A 19,677-nucleotide genomic window follows, 5' to 3' on the forward strand; every position below is an offset into this window, starting at 1 on the left:
CTCAGGAAATATCGCCAAAGAGTAAATCCAAATTGAAAAGGCTGTATCAGGCTGATCTGGTCATCATTGATGAAGTCGGCTTTCAGCCGGTGAATCGTAACGAAGCCAACCTGTTGTTTGGCGTAATCAATCAGCTTTACCAGCAGACTTCCATCATCCTAACTTCCAACAAAGGACTGTCAGAGTGGGGAGAATTCATGGGAGACCCTGTTATTACGGCCGCTATGCTGGACAGGCTGATGCATAAATGCGAGATTTTTGCTATGGAAGGGGACAGTTACCGGCTTTCTCACCGGGAAAGGATTCTTAACGATTAGGATAATGAATTTCCAGTAAAACTGGTGGCTAAGTGCTGCATTTTAAATGGCCGAAAATGATGTATTTTTATTGACCGTTCACAAAACTGATATCTCTCGTCACAAAGACATGATATCCCTTGCGGTTGAGATATATCAGGAATTGTTTAATTCCATTGATCCGGGAATAAACGGATTTGAATTCGGGTTTGTTCATACTTCGCACCTCCCTGCCCTGTAATGCTTTGAATATATTTTGGGCATGGAAAGTGGGCATTGCCGCAACTTTTCTGTGTCAACTTTCAGATATACCTTGGTGGTCTCGGTATTCTGATGACCAAGGACGGTACTGATGATGGGCATGGAAACATTCTTTTTCAACATGTTCGTTGCCAGGCTGTGTCGAAGGGAATGTGGGCCGTGCTTCTTGCGTTTCCAGTTCTTGATATCTGCCTTATGCATGTATTTCGTCACAATGGAATGCACGGTCGGAGGTGAAAGCGGCCGGCCCTTTTTTGCTGATTCTGCCAATACGATGATTTCTTCTGAGTCGGTTATAGGACGCCCATGCTTCAGATAGTCAATAATGGCATTGCCAACTGAAGAAAGCAGAGGATACTCTACTGGTATATCGGTTTTATGTTGACTGAAACGGATGACATTTTTGTCCCAGTCTATCTGACTAAACCGAAAGTTAACAATGTCACTGGATCGCCATCCGTATTCAGCGGCAAGTAGCAAAATCAGGTAATCCCGTTTCCCTGTGGCGGATGAGCGTTCCACCGACGCGATAATTCTGCGAATTTCATCTTCATTGTATGTCGTTGGAATTTTACAATGGTGTTTGTAATTATCTTCCAAGACGAATGCCGAACTGTCTTTTCCGGTATAGGCATACCGAAAATAAATGCGCAATGTTGAGCCGCAGTTGTGCCTGGAGGCGAGAGAATAATTCATTGAGTCAAAAAAATCCTCCATGACTTCAACGCAAAGATTATCCAATGTTAGTGAATGTTTTTCCAGATAACAGAAGAACTCGTATAAATACTGTTCTTTGTTTCTGAGTGTACTCTCCGAAAGATGCTGTACATTTCGGAGGTAGGATAGATACAGACACATATGATTGCCTGTATTGCCATAAAAAATCCTTTCAATTCGCGGAGTACGGAATTCAAAATCGCCGTCTTTCTGGTAAGAAGTCAGCATACGGACCGCACGGAGCCGTATTTGCTCACTGTGCGTAAGCCTATCAACAAATATATGGGTTCCCAGAGTTTCGTCACAGTACTGGAATCCAATGGCTTCAGAAAAGTCCTTGTAATTATGCAATGTCATCCACTTAGTAAGATTTTCCCATTCTGCTTTGATTCTACCGTGGTGTACAGCAGCATACTCCCGACTGTTCAACTCGTCTTCGCATAAAGAAATTAATGTTTTAAAGTCAGTTACCATAAATCAAACCCTCCTTGAAATGTTTGATTTATGAGTAACACTTCCTGATTATTATGTAAAGAAATATAACACCAAAACAGAGCATCTCTACGTTTGGAATCACATTTCTTTACATAACGAAAGTCTTAACATAACCTTTTTTACGTAAAGATTAACGTAAAAAAGGCAAAGCAGAACGTATGTTCAGGACGATCCGCATGCAGTTTTTGGAGTCTCTTTCGATGCCGGAAGTAAACTCACTGGAGGAACTAAATGCCCGGTTTTTGGCTTATGCCGAATCAACGTATAATCTGCGCCCCCATTCTTCTTTACAGGGGCTGTCTCCTATGGAACGCTATCTTAAGGATAAGGACCGTTTCCGGTTTGTCTCTTCGGCGGAGATATTGGAGAAGGTTTTCTTGCGGGAGGCTATGCGTAAGGTCAATAAAGACGCGACTTTCTCTCTTTTGAAGCGGGTTTATGAGGTCCCGCAAGTATTGATCGGTCAGTCGATTGTTGTTCGCTATGACCCTGAGGATTTAAGCAAGGCTTATGTAAAGGTCCGGGATTCTGATGACTTGCTCACTGTCTACCCGGTAAGGCCGGTGGATAATTCCAAAATTGTCCGGCGTCAAAATGAAAGGCGTCAAATTGATTATGCATCTCTTTATGGGGGAGGTGAAATGGTATGAGTTACCAGGTTTTTTATGGCTTGACTATGAATCCGTTTGCCAAAGACATTCAGGCGGAACATGTCTATGTTTCCCGGGATTATCAGCAGTTTTCTTCCCGCATGGAGTATTTTAAGCAGGTGAAAGGTTTTGCTTTGGTTTACGGGGAGCCGGGCTCGGGTAAGACGACCAGCCTCCGCTCTTTTACGGCCAAGCTTAATCCCCAGCTTTTCAAGGTGGTTTATTTGCCTCTTTCTTCTGTTACGGTCATGGATTTTTATCGTCATCTCGCTGTGGGTTTGGGCTTACAGCCTCGTTTCAGAAAGGTGGATATTTTCCATCAGGTGCAGGAGTTTGTGGTCAATGCCCATTACCAGAAAAATATGACGACCTTTATTATTATCGATGAGGCTCAATTTATGGCCAATGCTATTCTTAATGATTTGCGGCTTTTGTTTAATTTTCAGATGGACTCCAAGAATTACGCCATGGTTCTTTTGGTAGGCCAGCTCCCTGTTTTAAGCCAGCTGTCCTTACAGATCAACGAAGCGCTGCGGCAGAGGATTGCCATCAGTTATGGGTTTAAGGGATTGGCGAAGGATGAGATTAATTTGTATTTAACTTCTCTTTTGAGGGATATTTTGGAATAACAACTTGCCATTCCCGCCGGCTTGTTTTGTCTTCTTTGATTTGCCGGTCCATCTCTTCCAAAACTTCTCGTGTGACTTCACGGCCTACTTCAGTTAGTTTGTTCGCTAATTCATCTTGAAATCGAGCAAAATCCTGCCCTCCATTTAAATTATTTATTACTACTTCCATTATTGAAAGGAGTATCGGGGTTATTGAGCGAATTATTTCTATGAAGACATCACCTCTTTGAGTAATCTCGTTTGGGTTACTTGTCCTATCGTGAGGACGGTGATGTCTTCGCTATTCCCTTCAAAAATTCCTACAATAACTTTACACTAACATGGTGTTATTGTGTTTTTATCCAGCCGCTCTATAATCCATCGCCAGTCATCTTCAGTCGCTACGTCTAAAGCAAGCTACTCTCACAACCGTTTTGAATTATATATATTCTCCGAGGATATACATTTATTCAGTCACTCACTGTCCCTTTTTTTATATGATATTCTATTCCTCTTGCGCTGCAAAACTCCATAACTAAATTGCTCAACTTGTTGTAGTACTCTTTATGGCCTCTATAAGCCGAAACCTTCGGATTATAATTCAGCCTTCCAAAAATAATTTTATCCACAAAATCAACCGCCTGCAGTATTTTCACAAAATCCTGACTCATTATATTAGGTGTTGGATATGGTTCAATACTCACCCATGTTTTACAACCATTTTCATGTAAATACTTTAAACTCTCAATCCTTTTTTCGTATTCAGCTGAATATGGTTCATATTTTTCCCTGAAGTTTTCATTCAAAGATATCAGAGTAATACCATATTCATTTTTCTTATAAAAGTTTTTCAGCTCTTTTGGTAACACACCTTTTGTCAATGCAGTACATTTTATTCCCTCAGCATTTAGAAGGGAAATAATCTTTAAACTCAAATCACAGATGTCCTGGTGTCCGTACATAAAAGGGTCTGTGCTAAAGCTCAAATGAACAGACTTAATTTTACTCCTGTATTTCGGGATTTCGCATTGTAAAAGCTCAATTGTATTAGAAACAATTCTTGGATTTATCCATTCATCATAACTTCTGACCTTCCCAAACCTTTTAGCCATCATAAAAGCATAACACGGATACAAGCAACCATGCGAACAACCCTGCACATGGTTAATCGTGTAATCGCCATATTCAACCCCTGTTTTGTATAATAATGTTTTTCTAACAACTAACTCGTATATTCCCATCATGGTTTTATCCGCACCTTTATATTGTATTTATCATAGTCAAACGACTTTGTCGGTTTGCCTGTCTTAGGAGTGAAAGGAGGATCGCGGTCGACTTCTATGCTCCCACTTTGCTCCATCTTTTTTAATTCACCTTTTACAACTCTTGGCGCCATAGGCAAGCCGTATTTTTCAATAAATAGACACAATAAAGACTTTAACTCTACGTAATTTCCATCTAATTTCAATTCTGTCTCGATAATACTTATAACCTCCTCACTTGGAAAACCACCCGGGTAATCAAAATCAAACAAACTTAACTGTCCTTCTCTCTCTTTGAGAACTATTTCCTCCCAGACTTTACTCATTTTATCAGCCATAAGCAGTATACCATCCGGATAATTCGTACCAAAAACAAGTCTATATTTGGGCATATTTTTTGTTTTCAACTTGATTGGTATATTAATTGTATGTTTAAACAATGTCTTAAATCTGTTCATATAACTAATAATAAAGCGTTCTTCTGCTTCATGTGCTTTTATTCTTCCTTCTTGATAATCATTCAAAATATCTTTCCAATAATCACCATTTGCTATAGAGTTCATATTATCAATATCGTTGTTTTCATCTATTTCATAATCAAATCCGGTAAACATTAATTCATCTTCCTGAATTTTTAACAAGCGGCAACCTTCCCGCAGAAAACCAAAGGTATTAAAATTAATAAGCATTTCAACAGAATTAAAACCTTTATTTTTTATCCGTTGAAATCTACTGAAATCTAAACTTTTGTACCCATAGGGATCAACATAAAAGAATACGTTAAAATTGCTGTCCAATTTTTGTATCAAATTATCGATATTCTCCTCAAATGTACCCTTGAATACTTTTATGCTTGGAAACATACCAGTTACAGGATAGGCAGCAACATTCGCTTCCAAGTCTTTATGATATTTTTTCTCAATAAATGCACATAATACCCTTGCATTTTTATATTGTGAGGGTGTATTCATTATGTTCTTCAAAATAATAAGCGGCGAGCCATCATTACCATCATCAAATTTACCTTTCCCTGCAAAACAATCAACGATTAAAAGAGGTCTATTGGAAAAAAGGATATACTCTGCAATCCATGCACAAAGGGAATATGAGACAGTCCGTTCTGAATCCCGCCAGGGTATACGGCTTACCGAAGAGGAGGCTTTGAGACTGGATTCCCTTATCAGCCCTCTCCTTATGAAAGGCCAGTCACTCCACCACATATGTGTTAATCACGCTGATGAAATCATGCTCAATGAACGTTCCCTTTACAATTACGTGGATAGTGGCATCCTTACCGCCAAAAACATTGACATTACGCATGGGAAGACGGAAAAAGAAGAAGGACCATTTCAAGGTGGATAAAAAATGCCGTATCGGCCGCTCTTATCAGGACTTCCTTCAGTTCATGGCCGAACATCCGGGCTTTCCCATCGTGGAAATGGATTCTTTGGAGGGAAGGAAAAGCGGCAAGGTGCTGCTAACGCTGCATTTTACCATACCGCAGTTCATGCTTGCCTTTATCAGGGATGCCAATACATCCCAGTCTGTCATCGATATCTTCAATCGGCTTTATCTGGAACTGAACCCTGATATTTTTTGTAGTCTATTCCAGGTGCTGCTTGCGGACAACGGCAGTGAATTTTCCAATCCCTATGCCATTGAGACGGATTCGCAGAGCAACCGGAGAACTCGTATCTTTTACTGTGACCCACAGGCCCCTCATCAGAAAGGGGCTGCCGAAAATAACCATTCATTAATCCGGCGTATCATCCCTAAAGGCGCCTCTCTTGACCCTTTCACCCAAGAAGACATAACCCTTATGATGAATCATATCAATTCTTATGGAAGGCCGAATCTCGGGAATAAGACACCTTATGAAGTTTTTGCTTCCCTCTATGGGGAAGATTTTTTAAGGAAGGTAGGCGCAGAACTTATCCCTCCAGATAAGGTTACCCTTCGCCCATCCCTCCTTAAAAATTAGTTTTTTTATGACAAGAGGCACCACCAGCCATATCTCCAAAAAATTCGTCTTTTGAGGGGTGGAATTTACTTTTGCAAACTGGAAGTTACTTTATTGAGCTGCTTGAGGAATTGTTTACAACAAGATAAACCGGGTCACCGTTGATACAGCCTTCAAACATCAAATGGCTTATATTTCTTGCCTTTAGAACGCCCAGGCCGGCTTCGCTGGAGGCTTCACCGGCAAGCGGGTATTTATAAACGAAGATTGACGAGGGCTGAATATCCGCCGGAAAAAGCCTTGCCCTGGTTATTATCCCGTTCTCGGCAATGTAGAGGGGACACGGGGAACCGTCTCGGGAGTATTGTTTGACGCAGATGTGTTCATCGTTTATTGCCACGCTGTAAATAATATAACCGCCCAGGTCCACCGGAAGTTCTTTGCTTTCGACATACTGGACCCTGGCGCCCGGCTGCCGGCTGGCTGTCGGCTGGGCATCCCCGGCTGCGGGAAGTCCCAAGTCCCGGTATGGCTGGCCGCTGAAAATGCTGGCCGGGGACAAATCCGTGGCGATGTATACGGCCCTTTGGGAGCCGTTCCATTCCACATGTGCACCCAGGCATTCGCTCACAAACCGCAAAGGCACCATCATCCTGCCGTTCATTAAAGCGGCGCCGGTATCAAGGGCAACCTCCGCCGAATCGATTGTCGCCTTCTTTTCGCCGGACCTTATGGTTACCGTCTTGCCTTGGTTTTCAATCACCGCCGTTTTGGTGACCTCATCCCAGAATACATCGGCTCCCAGGACCTGCGTGACGAAGCGAACAGGAACCAGGGTCCTCTTTTCCCCTGTAATCACGGGTTTCTGGTCCGGGAAAGCAACCGGCGTCCCGTCCACATAAACCCGGATTTCATCAGCCGCCAAAAGAACGGGAAAAGATGCCTGTATGCCGGCTGCACAGAGCATGAGCAATAAAATGGCAAGCTTTTTCACCAGTACCACCCTCTGCGGTCATATTTCTCTATCCATTTTCTATTTTCCCGGAAAAACGGTTTTCACCTTCTTTTAACTTTAAAATTTCCCGAGAAACTGCAGGATGATGATTGCCGCCCCAAGGAACCAGACATAAACGGCAAATCCCTTAAACGAGCCACGCTGGATGACGGCGAGCATCCACTTTACAGCAACATACCCGGCAACAGCCGAGGTCAGCGCGCCGATCGCCAGGGGCAGCGCGCCGATCGACTCGCCTTTTCCTCCCAGCAGGTCAGCCCCCTGTACGGCGACGGCCCCCATGATCGCCGGAACGGAAATGAGAAAAGAGAACCGGGCAGCAGTTTCCCTTTTGATACCGCAAAAGAGAGCCCCGGCTATGGTGAAACCGGATCGAGAAATTGCCGGGAGAATGGCTGCACCCTGCAGGGTTCCCACCACCAGGGCATCAACAAAGGTGACGCGCTTAATATCTTTTGTTCCACGGTTCTTGATGTTGTCAGCTGCCCAGATAATCACGCCGGTGGCCAAAAACTCCCATCCCACGGTTACACCGCTCACGGCAAGTTCCTCGAAAAAATCCTTGAAAAAAAGCCCTATCAGGGCTGTCGGGATAGTTCCGACTGCCACCAGGAGTGTAAGATGGCTGAAAGGTTTTTTTAACATATCCATAATATCGCGCCAGAATACGGCCATTACCGCGGCAAGGGTGCCGAAATGCAGCATGGTATCGAGGAGAAGCCCGGCCTCCGAAAGGCCGAACATTTTGCGAAACACCAGCAGGTGCCCGCTGCTGCTGACCGGTAAAAATTCGGTCAAACCCTGCACAATCCCCAGCACCACGGCTTTGACAACATGTTCCATCAGGGGAATCCTCCCTCTTGCGGGCGCTGTTTTCGCCCCTTTATATTTCATACAATATGAACATTGTAGCAAAAAAACTCTTTGTCCGCCAGGACAACCGGCTTTTTTACAGGCAGCGTTTACAAAACGCTTATAAAATCAATAAATTGATCTTTTCAAATATTTTAGCAGTATCATATAATGGAATAGTGTTAAGGAGAGCGGTCAAATGGAGCAAAGCACAATAGCCATTATAATTTTTGCAGCCACCATTTTTTTGTACGTGACGGAACTCGTTCCCCTGGGGATGACCGCCGTCGCTTCCTGCCTGCTGATGGCTATCGCCGGGATTATCCCCTTCGCTAATGCTTTTGCCGGGTTCGGGAGCGACATCGTGATGATGGTCATCGGCATGATCGTGGTCGGCGAAGCCTTGTTCGAAACAGGGCTGGCGCAGTTAATGGGGATAGCCATCGTGAGGGTTGTGGGTAACAGCGAAAGGCTTTTCCTGGCGGTGATCATCCTGGCAACGGCTTCACTGTCGGCTTTTGTCAGCAATACCGCCACCGTGGCCATGTTCCTCCCGATGATAGCTGCGGCCGCCGCCAGGTCGGGCGGGAAGATCGCCAAGAAAAACACGTACATGGCCACAGGCTTTGCCGCCGTGGCTGGCGGGGCCTGCACGCTGGTCGGTTCGACCCCCCAGCTGGCGGCCCAGGGCATCTTGAGCCAAACCCCCGGCTGCAGACCTCTAGGATTCTTCGAACTGGCTTACGGCGGCATACCGCTGGTGGTGTTTATCCTGTTCTACTACCTTACCTTCGGTTACTACCTGCAGAAAAGGTTGTTCAATTTTCAGGAAATCGCCGGTGATGAGCCGGTAGCAGGCGGCGGGGAGGAAAAACGCAGCCCTGTTAAAATGGCCGTTTCCGGGCTGGTCATGGCCGGCTGCGTAATAGGCTTCGTCAAACAGGTCTGGAGCGTGGGGACAATTGCCATGGCCGCTGCCGTCGTCCTGGTGATGACCGGGTGCATCACTGAAAAGAAAGTTTACCAGAGCATTCACTGGACATCGATAGCCATTCTCGGCGGGGCCCTGGGGTTCTCCAAAGGGCTGGATGTCAGCGGGGCGGGAAAACTGATCGCCGAAACGGCCATCGGTTTGCTGGGCGCGAGCGCTTCACCGCGCCTTGTATTCGCCATCTATGTCCTGGTAGCTTTAATGCTGGCCAACTTCATGTCCACCACGGCAATAACGGCCATGCTTTCGCCAATCGCCATTTATACTGCCCAGGGCATGGGTTTTGACCCGATCCCGGCGGTCATCGGGATTATCCTGGGCACTTCCATGGGATTCGCCTCACCCGTGGGAACAATGCCGATTACCATGACCCTGGCCGGCGGTTACCGGTTCACCGACTACACCAAAGTAGGCGGGCTGTTGAGCATCCTGCTTTATTTTTGGATAATCATCATTGTGCCGTTATTAATGGGATTTTGACCGCATCATTACAGACCCCTGTTTATTTCCACAGGCAGAGATTTAATAAAAGGGCTGGCCAGGTAACGGTCAATTCTCTCAAGAACCGCCTCTTTTTCCCTGTTCAGTATACACCCAAGGTCAAAGTAGTTGGAGGCGTGGTTGGACCGGAACAAACAGTCGTTTAGCTCCAGGTTCTCGATCATCAAGCGCGTTTCGCGCAGGATTTGCCAGGGCGCCAGCATGGTAAATTGGCCTTTTTCTATGGACCTCAACAGGGGTGCCCCCTCTCTCAAAAAAAGCGTCAGGGCGCCCAGGTACTCGGGATTAATTGCTGAAACCACCCCGGCTGTTTCAACGGCGTGTTCTTCCCAGTATTCGGCGCCGCCCAGCCCGGAAATGATGGTCGCCGAAAGGGCAAAACCGCATTCCCTGGCTTTTTTCCCGGCCATGATAGTTTCTCCGGGCGTGATCCCCTTTTTAACCATTTTCAGGACACGTTCGCTGCCGCTTTCTATACCCATGTATACAAGTTCCAGGCCGTGCCGGCGAAGCTCTCTCAATTCCCCGACCGTCTTGCCGAGTATGTCCTGGGGGCTGCCGTAAATGCTTATTCTTTCCAGGCGAGGAAAGCGCTCGTTTATCATTTGCAGCGCCGCCGTTAAAATTTCCGAAGGCAGGGAAAGGGCATTGCCGTCAGCCAAGAAAATCCTGCGCGCCTGAGCGTAATCCCTGGCCGCTTCCGCGATCAGTTCTTTGATTTCCGGCCACTTTTTGGGCCTGTACTTTTTGCCTTTATACATGGTGCAAAAAGTGCAGGCGTTGTGCGAGCAGCCAATGGTCAACTGCAGAATCAGGCTGTATGCCTCGCTGGGGGGACGGAAAAGAGGGTAATCGTAATTCAACAGGACGCACCTCCCATTTTTTCATGATGTATTTTCAATTATTCATTTTACCGGTATAATGAAAATGAAATTAGACACGTGCATCTTAAGGTAAGGGAAAGCGGTGCGAAACCGCTGCAGCCCCCGCTACTGTGAGCGATGATGACACCCGAGGGTAAGCCACTGGGAAACCGGGAAGGCCGGGTCGAAGATGATTCGCCAGCCAGGAGACCTGCCTTAAGGTTCATCGTTCGCCTTCGGCGGGAAGGAAAAGATGGTTTCAAGGAGTCATTGCCAGCCTGCCGGTGAAGGCAGGCTTAAATTATTTGCCCGAGGGGAAGAGTTCCAAATGGTCAAAACCAGAAGGTTCCTGGCAACATCTATTATCATGGTTTTGCTGGCCTCGTCAAGCGCTTGTATGGTGCCAGCAAAGCAGAAAGGGCAGGAGCAAACCCCTTCGGTTCCCGCCGGCTCCGGCGAAACAGCAGTTTTTCCGGTTAAAATAACCGACTTTATGGGCAGGGAAGTGGAAATCAATAACATCCCGCAGCGCATCGTCTCTCTTTCTCCAAGCACAACGGAAATCCTTTTCGCCCTTGGCCTCGGCAGCCGGGTAGTGGGTGTTACCAACTATGACGACTACCCGCCGGAAGTAAAAGAACTCCCCAAGGTCGGTAACTTCAAGGGGGCAAATATAGAGGCAGTGATCCGGCAAAAAGCGGACCTTGTTTTTGCCTCCAACCTCTCCGGCCTGGAAGAAATGCAAACTCTGGAAAGAATGGGCCTGAAGGTGGTAATGCTCCAGGCCAAAAACATCAGCCAGATCAAAGAATCTGTAAGAACGATAGCGCTTATCACGGGGACCCGCGAAGAGGGACAAAAGATGGTCTCGACAATGGAAAAAAAGATCGATGAAATCAGCCAAAAAGTTAAAGATTTGCCGAAAGTAAAGGTCTTTTACCTGGTGGACTCCAACGGCAACTGGACCGCAGGCCGGGACACATTCATCCATGAACTCGTCACGCTGGCCGGCGGTGAAAATATTGCCGGGGAATTGACCGGCTGGATGAAGTACAGCCTGGAAAAAGTAGTGGAAAAAAACCCCGCGGTTATTATCACCGCCCCGCACGCCGGGGAAGTAAAGGACATCGCCAAGATGCCCGGTTTTAAAGAGACCAGCGCCGCTAAAACCGGCAAGATCTACGTGATCAGCAGCGACAACATCGTTACCCGGCCCTCTTACCGCATTGTCCTGGGCCTGGAGGAAATGGCCAGATTCATACACCCGGAGGCTTTTGAAGCAAAGTGAAATTATTATATAACTCCTACAAAACCCTGCTGGTTGTTTTCTTCATCCTGCTGCTTGTGGCTGCAGCTTTTTCTCTATCCCTGGGCACGGTAAGGATAACTGCCGGCGACTTGATCCGCCTGCTGGCAGGATACGATGACGGGACGAACAGGATCATTCTTTTTTCCCTGCGGCTGCCCAGGGTGATCCAGGCCGCTTTTGTGGGCGCCGGGCTTTCGGTGGTGGGCACCTTTTTGCAGGGGCTGTTGCGCAATCCCATGGCCGACCCTTACGTGCTCGGCGTTTCCTCCGGCGCCGCCTTTGGCGCCACCTTTGCGATCATCAGCGGCCTGGGCACCGCGAGCGTGGGCCTGGGATCTTTCCTGGCAGCCCTGGGCACCATCTATGCCGTTTACATGATCGCCAAGAGCGGCAGCAGGGTCTCTATGGCTTCCATGCTCCTTGCGGGCATCGCCATCAGCGCTTTTATGTCCTCAATTATTTCCCTGATGATGCTGCTGCACCACGACGAACTCTCGCGCATCGTTTTCTGGACAATGGGGTCATTCAGCCTGGTCACCTGGAGGAATGTCCTTTTCTCCGCCCCGCTCATCACCGCCGGGTGCCTGGTCATGTTCGCGTATTCAAGGGAGTTGAACGCCATCATGACGGGAGAGGAGATAGCGGAACACCTGGGAGTAAATACTGAAGCGGTGAAAAAGGTCGTTCTTACCGCTGGCGCCCTGGTGACGGCGGCAGCCGTCGCCGTCACCGGCATAATTGGCTTTGTAGGACTGATCGTGCCTCACATCTGCCGGCTTCTGGTAGGACCGGACAATCGAATCCTGGTTCCCTTTGCCGCCCTGGCCGGGGCGATCTTCCTGATCTTGGCCGATACCCTGGCCCGTTTGATCTTAGCCCCCGCCGAAATGCCAACGGGCATAATCACGGCGGCAGTTGGCGGGCCATTTTTCATTTACCTGTTAATCAGGTCAAAAATGAAGCATGAAGGATCGTGAGAACAATGTCTTTGCTTGAACTGCACAATCTGTCCGCAGGTTACCAGGGCACAATTGTCTTAAAGGATATAAGTTTTGCCGTCGAATCGCCGGAATTCGTCGGGATCATCGGGGCAAACGGCTGCGGCAAAACAACCCTGTTGAAAAGCATTTCCGGGTATTTAAAACCGCGGCGTGGTTTTGTCGCTATAGAAAATAAAGACATCCGGCAGATGTCCATCCGTGAAAGGGCCATGACCCTGGGTTACGTTCCCCAGGACATACCCTACGACTTTGCTTTCAAATGCCGCGACCTGGTGATGATGGGAAGGATGCCGTACCTTAAAAGATTCCAAAAGGAAAGTGTTATTGACAGAGAAACAGTAAGAGAATCGATGGAAATGACCCATACCTGGCATCTCCGGGACAGAGCGGCAACCGAATTGAGCGGCGGCGAGCGCCAGAGGGTTTACATCGCCAGGGCTCTCGCCCAGAAACCCAGGGTCCTCCTCCTGGATGAACCTGTATCCCACCTTGATCTCAGGTTTCAGGTGGAAATCCTGAATCTGTTAACAGAACTTTCCGCCCGGGGTATCCTCGTCCTGGTCGTGCTGCACGACATTAACCTCGCTTCCCAGTTCTGCGACGAGATCATCATCATGCACGAAGGCGCTGTCCTTTCCCGCGGGAAACCTGCGGAAGTCATAAACAACCAAAACATCGAATCGGCTTTTTCCATAAACGTACAAATCCTGGATAATCCCCTTGTTAATACGCCCTATATAGTACCGTCCGCAGCAAAGAAGAATATAAAATTAAAGGTTGTGTAGATTTTTCCTGCAATCTGGTACAATATATGTCGAAGGCAGGAACTATTTAAGGAGGAACTCCGGTTTTGTCTTTGAGAACGACAATCTATATTATTCTTTTGCTCCTGGCGCTGTATTTTCTTTTTACTGTGGGATTTCCCCTGGTCCTCGCTTTTTTACTGGCTTTTTTGCTGGAACCGATCATCGCCTTCCTCAGTGCCAGGCTGAAAATCAGGCGAATTTACGCCTCAATCGCCGTATGCTCCTTCTTCACCCTGCTGGTCCTGACGCTTGGCTATCTGCTGGTGGCCATAGTGCTGGGGGAAGCAACCGGCCTTTCCAGGGCGATGATTGGCTTCACCAGGGAATTGAGCCACGGCATCGATGTTATAGTCGCCCGCTATCAATCTCATTTTCAGTCTCTATCTCCCGAATACCAGTACAACCTGCAGCAGGCAACTAAAAGCCTGCTTGATTCACTCCAGTCGGTATTAAAGGATTTTGTGGCAATTTCCTTTAACCTGGCCAAAACAATCCCCCGGCTGCTTATCGAAACGTTGATAGTTTTTATAGCCATGTTCCTCATCAGCCTCCGGCTGCCCAGCATGAAAACATTCTTGCTCAACTTTTTCGAGCGGGAAGACCACGCGCGCGTAGAAAAGGTGTTAACGCAGCTCCACCACGCAATCTTTGGCTTTATACGCGCACAGATCATCATCAGCACCATCGAATTCCTTTTCGTCTTCACCGGTTTTTTAATCCTTGGTATCAAGTACCCTTCCGCCTCGGCGCTTTTTGTAACGCTTGTCGACATCCTGCCTGTGCTGGGAACCGGCGCAGTCATGATCCCCATGGCCGTATACCAGTATGTTACGGGGAACGTCTTCCTGGGCGTGGGGTTATTGATACATTATTCTTTAATCGTCATCTTCCGCCGGATCATCGATCCCAAAATAATGGCCGATTCTATCGGCATCAGCGCCCTTGCCGCCTTGGTCAGCATGTACCTTGGGGTCAAAGTGGCCGGATTTGTCGGCCTTTTCCTGGGTCCGGCCGTAGTTATACTTTTCCAGGCCATGATGAGGGTGGGTCTTATCAAAATCAAGATCAAGTTTTAACATTCCTGTGGAAATTCCAGCGGCACCAGTTTTACCCGGCCCACAGCAGCAATCCGATCACCCATGATGGCCACCGCTCCGCTCACCCCGGGCACTGCAAGGGCAAATTCGACTGCTCTTTTAAGATCAACGGCTTCCTGAACCATGTTGCAGGCGGCCGTAGCCACCGCATCGGCCAGCACAGCCGAAGGCGCCAGAACAACAACGGCATCCGCCCTGCCAAAACTTAGGCTGTGGCCCACCGTGCCGGAAGAAGTGCAAATGCCCAGAGGAGTCTGAACGGGCCGTATCTCCAGGCCGACCCGGTAGGAAAAAGGCGAGACCCCGGCATAGATGGCAACATTCCTGGCACGGCTCGTTTTCAGCCAGATGTCGCCGCCGTTTTCCACGATTACGTCACGCGAATAGCGGGCCAGCAGTTTTCCGGCCAGTTCGGCAAAAAGGCCGGCCACGGCAGCCATGGGACCAACTCCGGCCAGCCTGCTTTTTTCACACATTTCCACCACCGTAAAAGGAGCGCCGGTAAGCGGCTGGTGCGGTTCCAAAGACCTCAAAAAAACGGGGTCCTTTTTTATATACTCTTGCAATACCTGCCGCTCTTTTTGCACTAATTGTTCGACCATATCACGGATTTGCCCGGTATACCGGTCTTTTTTTACGGCAATATCCAGGTCGGTTTCATCCACCGCCACCCGGAAACGACAAAGGTCTTTTTCACTGTGCCTGCTGCGGTAGACACGCGGCTCGTACACCAATTAAATCCGGACCTCCATCGCTTTGACCGGACAAACCTTCACGCACGAAAGGCATACAATGCACTCGTCGCTGTTGAATTTGACATCCATGGAAGGTCTCTCCATATAAAGGGCGCTGGTCGGGCAATGAACGGTACAGGCCCCGCAGCGTGTGCACCTCTCGTCATTCCTGGCAATCTCCTGGGTCAGCGGATGCACCGTGATTCCCTGGGAGCGCAGGAATTCTATTCCTTCCCGGCTGCGCTCGCCCGTCAGTTCGACGACCATGGTGCCTTCCTTGTGCGGGTTAATGGATGCCTTGATTATGTTTATGATCAGGTCATAGTCTTTGACCAGTCGGTAGATAAGGGGCTTATCTGCTTTCTCCGCTCCGAAGCGGAGTACGATTTTTTCCGGCGCCACTAATTTCAACCTCCTTTGTTGTTGGCGACTTTCCGGTATCCACCGGTATAACACACCCCGCTTTTCGCGGGTCGGATAACGGTCCCCATAGTACTCAGTACCCTTTACTTAACATTGAGGAACTTTCCGCAGAGCCGCGCTTCAGGACCCGGAAGAAGCTGGCTCGGTTCACCCAGCAGAAAATCGCCCTTCTCAATCCAGGTTTTCAGGATCGAGGCGATTTCCCTGGCTCGCGAATAACTGCTCAAAGGGGCAGCCGGCACGTCTTTGCCCATCACCCGGATCTGGCCGGATTTTAGCTGGGCGTAACTGACAATCCCCAGGTTTCCCGGCCTGGCATTGGGATAACAGTCGCTGTAGTCCACCACCGGCGCATACAGTTCTTCATCCGGTTTTGCCGCGTATTCCAGGACCTCTTCGTTTAGAATGGGGATAGGGACCCCCACGCCAACGGTTAGAGTGGCCCCGTAGCCCCTGAAGCTGGTGCCCACCAGCCAGCGGGCTTCCATTTGCTTGAGGTCTCCCAGCACCGCCAGGGTGCCGCCAGCCCCGCACAGTTCCCTGCCGTTTTCGTCCTTGAGCGCACCGGGAAAATGCTGGGTTCCGTTCCAGACAACGTAGCCAGTTCCTCCACCCAGGAAAATACGCGTACCGATGCCGATGGTCTTAAAGCCTGGATCCTTCAGGAGTGGGCTAAGCTGCCCAGCAGTAGAATAGTGGGCGTTTTCCAGCCTGGGCTTCAATATTCCCATATAAGTATATATCGTCCTGTCGCTCAAATTAACCGCGCAGTTGTAATTCTGGTAGCAGTTGCGGGGGTTGAAGAGAATGGCTTCGTTGATTTCATCAAGGGTTATGTTCGTTTCCACTTCACGGCGCGGGTAGCAATCTGTTCCATAACTGATGGCTTTGAGACGGACGGGCCTGCGAGCCACCAGGTCTTCAATGACGTGTCCCCCGCCGTAGCGGAATTCACCTGGATAATCGCTGTTGGCCGGATCGCCTTCCGGCAGCTCGGTCGCACCGAGAAAAGCGTCTACCGCCGCAATCCCGGCATAAGCCGGCACCCCGTTCAGCCAGGCTTTGCTGATCCTGATGCGGGGCCTGGTATGGCCGAAATTGAGAAAAACGCCGGAAGAACACATGGGACTGAAAGTTCCGGTGGTAACCACGTCGACTTCGCGGGCCGTCCGGGCAAGGCCTTTTTCCCTGACCCTGTCGATAACTTCTTCCACCGTCAGGACGACGGCTTTTCCGGCTTTAATACGGGCATTGATTTCTTTGTAAGTACGCTCCACACTCATTTAGCCTTTTCTCCTCCTTCATCACCTGTGCTCTTTCGTCCCCGCCGGTCAGTACGAAGGCCTCTTCTTGCGAAGAGGCCCGCCCATGCTCAATCCGGGTCTCTTATCTTTCAGAAGCCTGATAAATTGGGCTCCTGCAGGAATTGGCACCAATCCGATTCACTATCGGACGGTTGCCGGGTTTCATCGGGCCAGTCCCTCCACCACTCTGAATAAGAGCACATCAGTATAATTTTTCTTTTTAGTTTAGCAAGCTATTTCTTGAATGTCAACAATAAAAATTCCAAAAATGCCGCATAATCCATATATTTAACAACAGCGATTTAAATACGACTATATTATCCAAAAAGTATTTTCATGATTCCATTCTTTTGCTAAAATAAACTGGACAAGACAATGAAAACGGAATGGATGCCCGTCTTGGCGACGCATTCATTTCCACAACTGACATTTTGCTCACCCGACATAAAGACCCGTTCAAGTGAGCAAAGCCTGGCGGTAAATGTTTCAGTTTCAGCCAATAAACTGTTGTATTTCCGCCGGGCTTTTTTATGTGTGAAGGGGGTGAAAATCAAGAAATCTCATAATGATTTGAAAACGGCGTTACCCTCGATTTAAAAACGATGAAGGAGTTGTTGATTTATGAATGCGGTTAATCCGGAAGCGATCGGTGTCTTTGGCCTGATTATAACCGTCTGGTGCTTCGGAGTGGAACAGCTTGGACTTGGGGTAAAGGGAGGCGACCACAAAGACATAGGAAAATCGCTTGCCTACATAGCCATCTTTTTTGGCGGCGCCGCCCAGGTGCTTACGGCCATAGCCATGTACTTTTTCAATGTGGCGAAAAACCCGGAAATAAGCATATACCTGGGCACTGTATTCGCCGATTACGGCATCTTCTGGCTGATCATCGGAACATTTTTCCTCAAGGGCGGCGACAGGAAAATGATTGCCCACTTTTTCTTCGTCCAGTTTTTAATTTCCAGCGTCTTCCTGTACAAGGCCATACTTCTCGGTAAAATCTGGCCGCTCGGCGCCGTCCTGGCCTTAATCTGCGGCCTCTTTTTAGTCCTTGTACCCGCCTGGTACGGGAAGGGAGCCGTCTATACAAAAATTGCGGGCGCGTTGAACGTCCTCATCGGGCTGGCGGCCGTGCCCATTTTCCTCGGCGCGCTCGGGCTGTAAAAAACAATCCCTCTTTACAACCGGAGCATCTACATCCTGATACTCCTCAAGGCAATTAAGAGCGCCCTGGCGGCGCTCTTAATTGTTTTCAAGACTGCATTATTAATCCGAGTCCGGCAATAAATATGTGAAACAAAGATGTAACGGCTTGCAGCGCAAACCATTCTGCTGATTGGCAATTTCAAGCGCGTGTTACCTGGCCCCTTCATTCTTATTGGATATTACCGCAAAGAAAACCGGCAGAGCCGGTAAGATCTCAAGAAATTTTAATAAATCAAGTTTTAACATAATTGTTATTATAATTTTATTATGGTTTTTGCAGGAATTTAATGAATTAAAAGGAATTATGTCAATGTATGGAACATTATTATTAAAAGATAATGACGATTAAACGAAGGGAGGTGATGATATAATGAAGAGAATGATAACAATTCTTATTATTATTGCCTTAACACTGACAGCTGGTTCGGTATTTGGGTTAACCAGTTCAACTTCTATTACAAGCACTATGACAGGAGCAGACGGTGTAGAACGTAGTATGTCAGGCATTGTTAGTATGCTCGGTTATAATTATGCCTCATCTACCAATACTCTTTGGATAGAATTATACAAATCAGAAACTGGTCCGGATACAAGAATTTCTGGCTCTCAGATGGCAATTGGCGGGACTGCTTCGTGGGCAAATAATGTCGCGAGCGGTATCTATTATGTTCATCTGGATCCAGATGGTCCTTTCTATACGGGTTGTAACGGTTATGGTGAAGCAGTGAATAATTAACATTAATAATCATCGGCAGAAACCATCCGCAATAACTGTAAACAGAGTCTCTAATTTTCTAATCCGCAGAAAAATGTTTTATATGTATATATAGGGGCTATAATTAAAGCCCCTATATTCCTTAAGTCTTCTGCCAAAATATCTGGATATAAAACCAGGAGAATGGTTAGATGAAAAAAGTTATAGATTCATACAAAATTGAGTTATTATTATTAACACGTCAGTTTGAAAGCTGGTTGTTTTTACTTTTGGCTTTTTTTAGTATATTTAGTCACTTTATAAGTCGGCTTCAAACATTTGATCCGGGAGGGGCATTAATTTCCACAGCGTTTATAATACAGGGTGGAATATTTGCCAGCATGATATTGGGTTTATCGCTTATACAGAAGGAAGCATTTTATTGGTCTGATGAAATGTTCTATGCACTACCTAATGGATATAGTTCAAAAATAATTGCAAAATGCCTGACCTTAATATCTATCATAACCGTTTTGATCTGTATATCCTTAATTGGTCTCTTTGTGCTTTTTGGGTATATTGTTGCGGCTGAACTAAAGTGGCGTAAAGCTGACGGAATTGCCTGACCGAGA

General features: G+C 47.6%; 23 protein-coding genes and 2 riboswitches. Of the genes, 13 read left to right on the forward strand and 10 right to left on the reverse strand.

Features of this window, described 5'->3' with window-relative positions; translation table 11 throughout:
• The coding region (locus tag NUV48_13595) for an ATP-binding protein (protein MCR4443166.1) at positions 1 to 317 on the forward strand (317 nt) is incomplete at its 5' end.
• A 192-nt stretch (positions 318 to 509) separates the two neighbouring features.
• On the opposite strand, the gene NUV48_13600 is transcribed toward NUV48_13595, so the two are convergent.
• On the reverse strand, positions 510 to 1,748 hold the full coding sequence (locus NUV48_13600; GenBank protein ID MCR4443167.1) for a site-specific integrase: 1,239 nt from the start codon (positions 1,746 to 1,748) through the stop codon (positions 510 to 512).
• A gap of 221 nt (positions 1,749 to 1,969) precedes the next feature.
• Here NUV48_13600 and NUV48_13605 point away from each other — a divergent pair, with 221 nt between their 5' ends.
• On the forward strand, positions 1,970 to 2,419 hold the full coding sequence (locus tag NUV48_13605; protein ID MCR4443168.1) for a Mu transposase C-terminal domain-containing protein: 450 nt from the start codon (positions 1,970 to 1,972) through the stop codon (positions 2,417 to 2,419).
• On the forward strand, positions 2,416 to 3,048 hold the full coding sequence (locus NUV48_13610; GenBank protein MCR4443169.1) for an ATP-binding protein: 633 nt from the start codon (positions 2,416 to 2,418) through the stop codon (positions 3,046 to 3,048). Before NUV48_13605 ends, NUV48_13610 begins: the two co-directional genes overlap by 4 nt.
• Here the strand turns inward: NUV48_13610 and NUV48_13615 are convergent.
• From NUV48_13615 to tcmP, 3 genes are all read right to left on the reverse strand, one after another.
• Positions 3,005 to 3,217 (reverse strand): UPF0236 family protein, encoded by a 213-nt coding sequence (locus tag NUV48_13615; GenBank protein MCR4443170.1) that lies wholly within the window; start codon positions 3,215 to 3,217, stop codon positions 3,005 to 3,007. The genes NUV48_13610 and NUV48_13615 overlap by 44 nt on opposite strands.
• 280 nt (positions 3,218 to 3,497) lie before the next feature.
• Positions 3,498 to 4,271, reverse strand: a complete 774-nt coding sequence (locus tag NUV48_13620; protein ID MCR4443171.1) for a radical SAM protein — start codon at positions 4,269 to 4,271, stop codon at positions 3,498 to 3,500.
• Positions 4,268 to 5,377, reverse strand: a complete 1,110-nt coding sequence (tcmP, locus tag NUV48_13625; GenBank protein ID MCR4443172.1) for a three-Cys-motif partner protein TcmP — start codon at positions 5,375 to 5,377, stop codon at positions 4,268 to 4,270. Before tcmP ends, NUV48_13620 begins: the two co-directional genes overlap by 4 nt.
• Here tcmP and NUV48_13630 point away from each other — a divergent pair.
• Positions 5,262 to 5,651, forward strand: coding sequence for a hypothetical protein (locus tag NUV48_13630; GenBank protein MCR4443173.1), 390 nt, complete (start codon positions 5,262 to 5,264; stop codon positions 5,649 to 5,651). The two genes, tcmP and NUV48_13630, sit on opposite strands and share 116 nt — an antisense overlap.
• Positions 5,644 to 6,270 (forward strand): hypothetical protein, encoded by a 627-nt coding sequence (locus NUV48_13635; protein MCR4443174.1) that lies wholly within the window; start codon positions 5,644 to 5,646, stop codon positions 6,268 to 6,270. Before NUV48_13630 ends, NUV48_13635 begins: the two co-directional genes overlap by 8 nt.
• Before the next feature lie 85 nt (positions 6,271 to 6,355).
• On the opposite strand, the gene NUV48_13640 is transcribed toward NUV48_13635, so the two are convergent.
• The gene (locus NUV48_13640) at positions 6,356 to 7,243 is read right to left on the reverse strand and encodes a copper amine oxidase N-terminal domain-containing protein (GenBank protein MCR4443175.1); all 888 of its coding nucleotides are present in this window, start codon (positions 7,241 to 7,243) and stop codon (positions 6,356 to 6,358) included.
• A 78-nt stretch (positions 7,244 to 7,321) separates the two neighbouring features.
• Positions 7,322 to 8,107: an undecaprenyl-diphosphate phosphatase gene (locus NUV48_13645; protein ID MCR4443176.1), complete on the reverse strand. Its 786-nt coding sequence runs from the start codon at positions 8,105 to 8,107 to the stop codon at positions 7,322 to 7,324.
• 208 nt (positions 8,108 to 8,315) lie between these two features.
• Between NUV48_13645 and NUV48_13650 the strand changes: the two genes are divergently transcribed.
• Positions 8,316 to 9,587 carry an SLC13 family permease gene (locus tag NUV48_13650; GenBank protein MCR4443177.1) on the forward strand — a complete coding sequence of 424 codons (1,272 nt, stop codon included), beginning with the start codon at positions 8,316 to 8,318 and terminating at the stop codon, positions 9,585 to 9,587.
• An 8-nt stretch (positions 9,588 to 9,595) separates the two neighbouring features.
• Here the strand turns inward: NUV48_13650 and NUV48_13655 are convergent, their stop codons facing one another.
• Entirely contained in the window at positions 9,596 to 10,471 is an 876-nt protein-coding gene (locus NUV48_13655; protein ID MCR4443178.1) for a radical SAM protein, read from the reverse strand.
• Between the two features lie 71 nt (positions 10,472 to 10,542).
• Positions 10,543 to 10,705: riboswitch (cobalamin riboswitch) on the forward strand.
• Positions 10,706 to 10,799: 94 nt separating this feature from the next.
• Here NUV48_13655 and NUV48_13660 point away from each other — a divergent pair.
• From NUV48_13660 to ytvI, 4 genes are all read left to right on the forward strand, one after another.
• Complete coding sequence (locus NUV48_13660; GenBank protein MCR4443179.1) at positions 10,800 to 11,759, forward strand: ABC transporter substrate-binding protein; 960 nt, start codon at positions 10,800 to 10,802, stop codon at positions 11,757 to 11,759.
• Positions 11,756 to 12,757, forward strand: coding sequence for an iron ABC transporter permease (locus NUV48_13665; protein ID MCR4443180.1), 1,002 nt, complete (start codon positions 11,756 to 11,758; stop codon positions 12,755 to 12,757). Before NUV48_13660 ends, NUV48_13665 begins: the two co-directional genes overlap by 4 nt.
• A 5-nt stretch (positions 12,758 to 12,762) precedes the next feature.
• Complete coding sequence (locus NUV48_13670) at positions 12,763 to 13,566, forward strand: ABC transporter ATP-binding protein (GenBank protein MCR4443181.1); 804 nt, start codon at positions 12,763 to 12,765, stop codon at positions 13,564 to 13,566.
• Positions 13,567 to 13,631: 65 nt separating this feature from the next.
• The gene (gene ytvI / locus NUV48_13675) at positions 13,632 to 14,663 is read left to right on the forward strand and encodes a sporulation integral membrane protein YtvI (protein MCR4443182.1); all 1,032 of its coding nucleotides are present in this window, start codon (positions 13,632 to 13,634) and stop codon (positions 14,661 to 14,663) included.
• Here ytvI and NUV48_13680 read toward each other — a convergent pair.
• From NUV48_13680 to NUV48_13690, 3 genes are all read right to left on the reverse strand, one after another.
• Positions 14,660 to 15,418 carry a UPF0280 family protein gene (locus NUV48_13680; protein ID MCR4443183.1) on the reverse strand — a complete coding sequence of 253 codons (759 nt, stop codon included), beginning with the start codon at positions 15,416 to 15,418 and terminating at the stop codon, positions 14,660 to 14,662. The genes ytvI and NUV48_13680 overlap by 4 nt on opposite strands.
• Positions 15,419 to 15,820 (reverse strand): 4Fe-4S binding protein, encoded by a 402-nt coding sequence (locus tag NUV48_13685; protein ID MCR4443184.1) that lies wholly within the window; start codon positions 15,818 to 15,820, stop codon positions 15,419 to 15,421.
• Between the two features lie 104 nt (positions 15,821 to 15,924).
• Entirely contained in the window at positions 15,925 to 17,124 is a 1,200-nt protein-coding gene (locus NUV48_13690; protein ID MCR4443185.1) for a homocysteine biosynthesis protein, read from the reverse strand.
• A 100-nt stretch (positions 17,125 to 17,224) separates the two neighbouring features.
• A riboswitch (SAM riboswitch) is annotated at positions 17,225 to 17,343 on the reverse strand.
• A gap of 423 nt (positions 17,344 to 17,766) precedes the next feature.
• Between NUV48_13690 and NUV48_13695 the strand changes: the two genes are divergently transcribed.
• The 3 genes from NUV48_13695 to NUV48_13705 all read left to right on the forward strand — a co-directional run bounded on the left by NUV48_13695 (position 17,767) and on the right by NUV48_13705 (position 19,671).
• Positions 17,767 to 18,309, forward strand: a complete 543-nt coding sequence (locus tag NUV48_13695) for a hypothetical protein (GenBank protein ID MCR4443186.1) — start codon at positions 17,767 to 17,769, stop codon at positions 18,307 to 18,309.
• A 412-nt stretch (positions 18,310 to 18,721) separates the two neighbouring features.
• Positions 18,722 to 19,087 (forward strand): hypothetical protein, encoded by a 366-nt coding sequence (locus tag NUV48_13700; protein MCR4443187.1) that lies wholly within the window; start codon positions 18,722 to 18,724, stop codon positions 19,085 to 19,087.
• 170 nt (positions 19,088 to 19,257) lie between these two features.
• Complete coding sequence (locus tag NUV48_13705; protein ID MCR4443188.1) at positions 19,258 to 19,671, forward strand: hypothetical protein; 414 nt, start codon at positions 19,258 to 19,260, stop codon at positions 19,669 to 19,671.
• The last annotated feature ends 6 nt before the right edge of the window (positions 19,672 to 19,677 follow it).

It is taken from the genome of Peptococcaceae bacterium, assembly GCA_024655825.1.
In the GTDB taxonomy this organism is placed as follows: Bacteria; Bacillota; Peptococcia; order DRI-13; family PHAD01; genus JANLFJ01.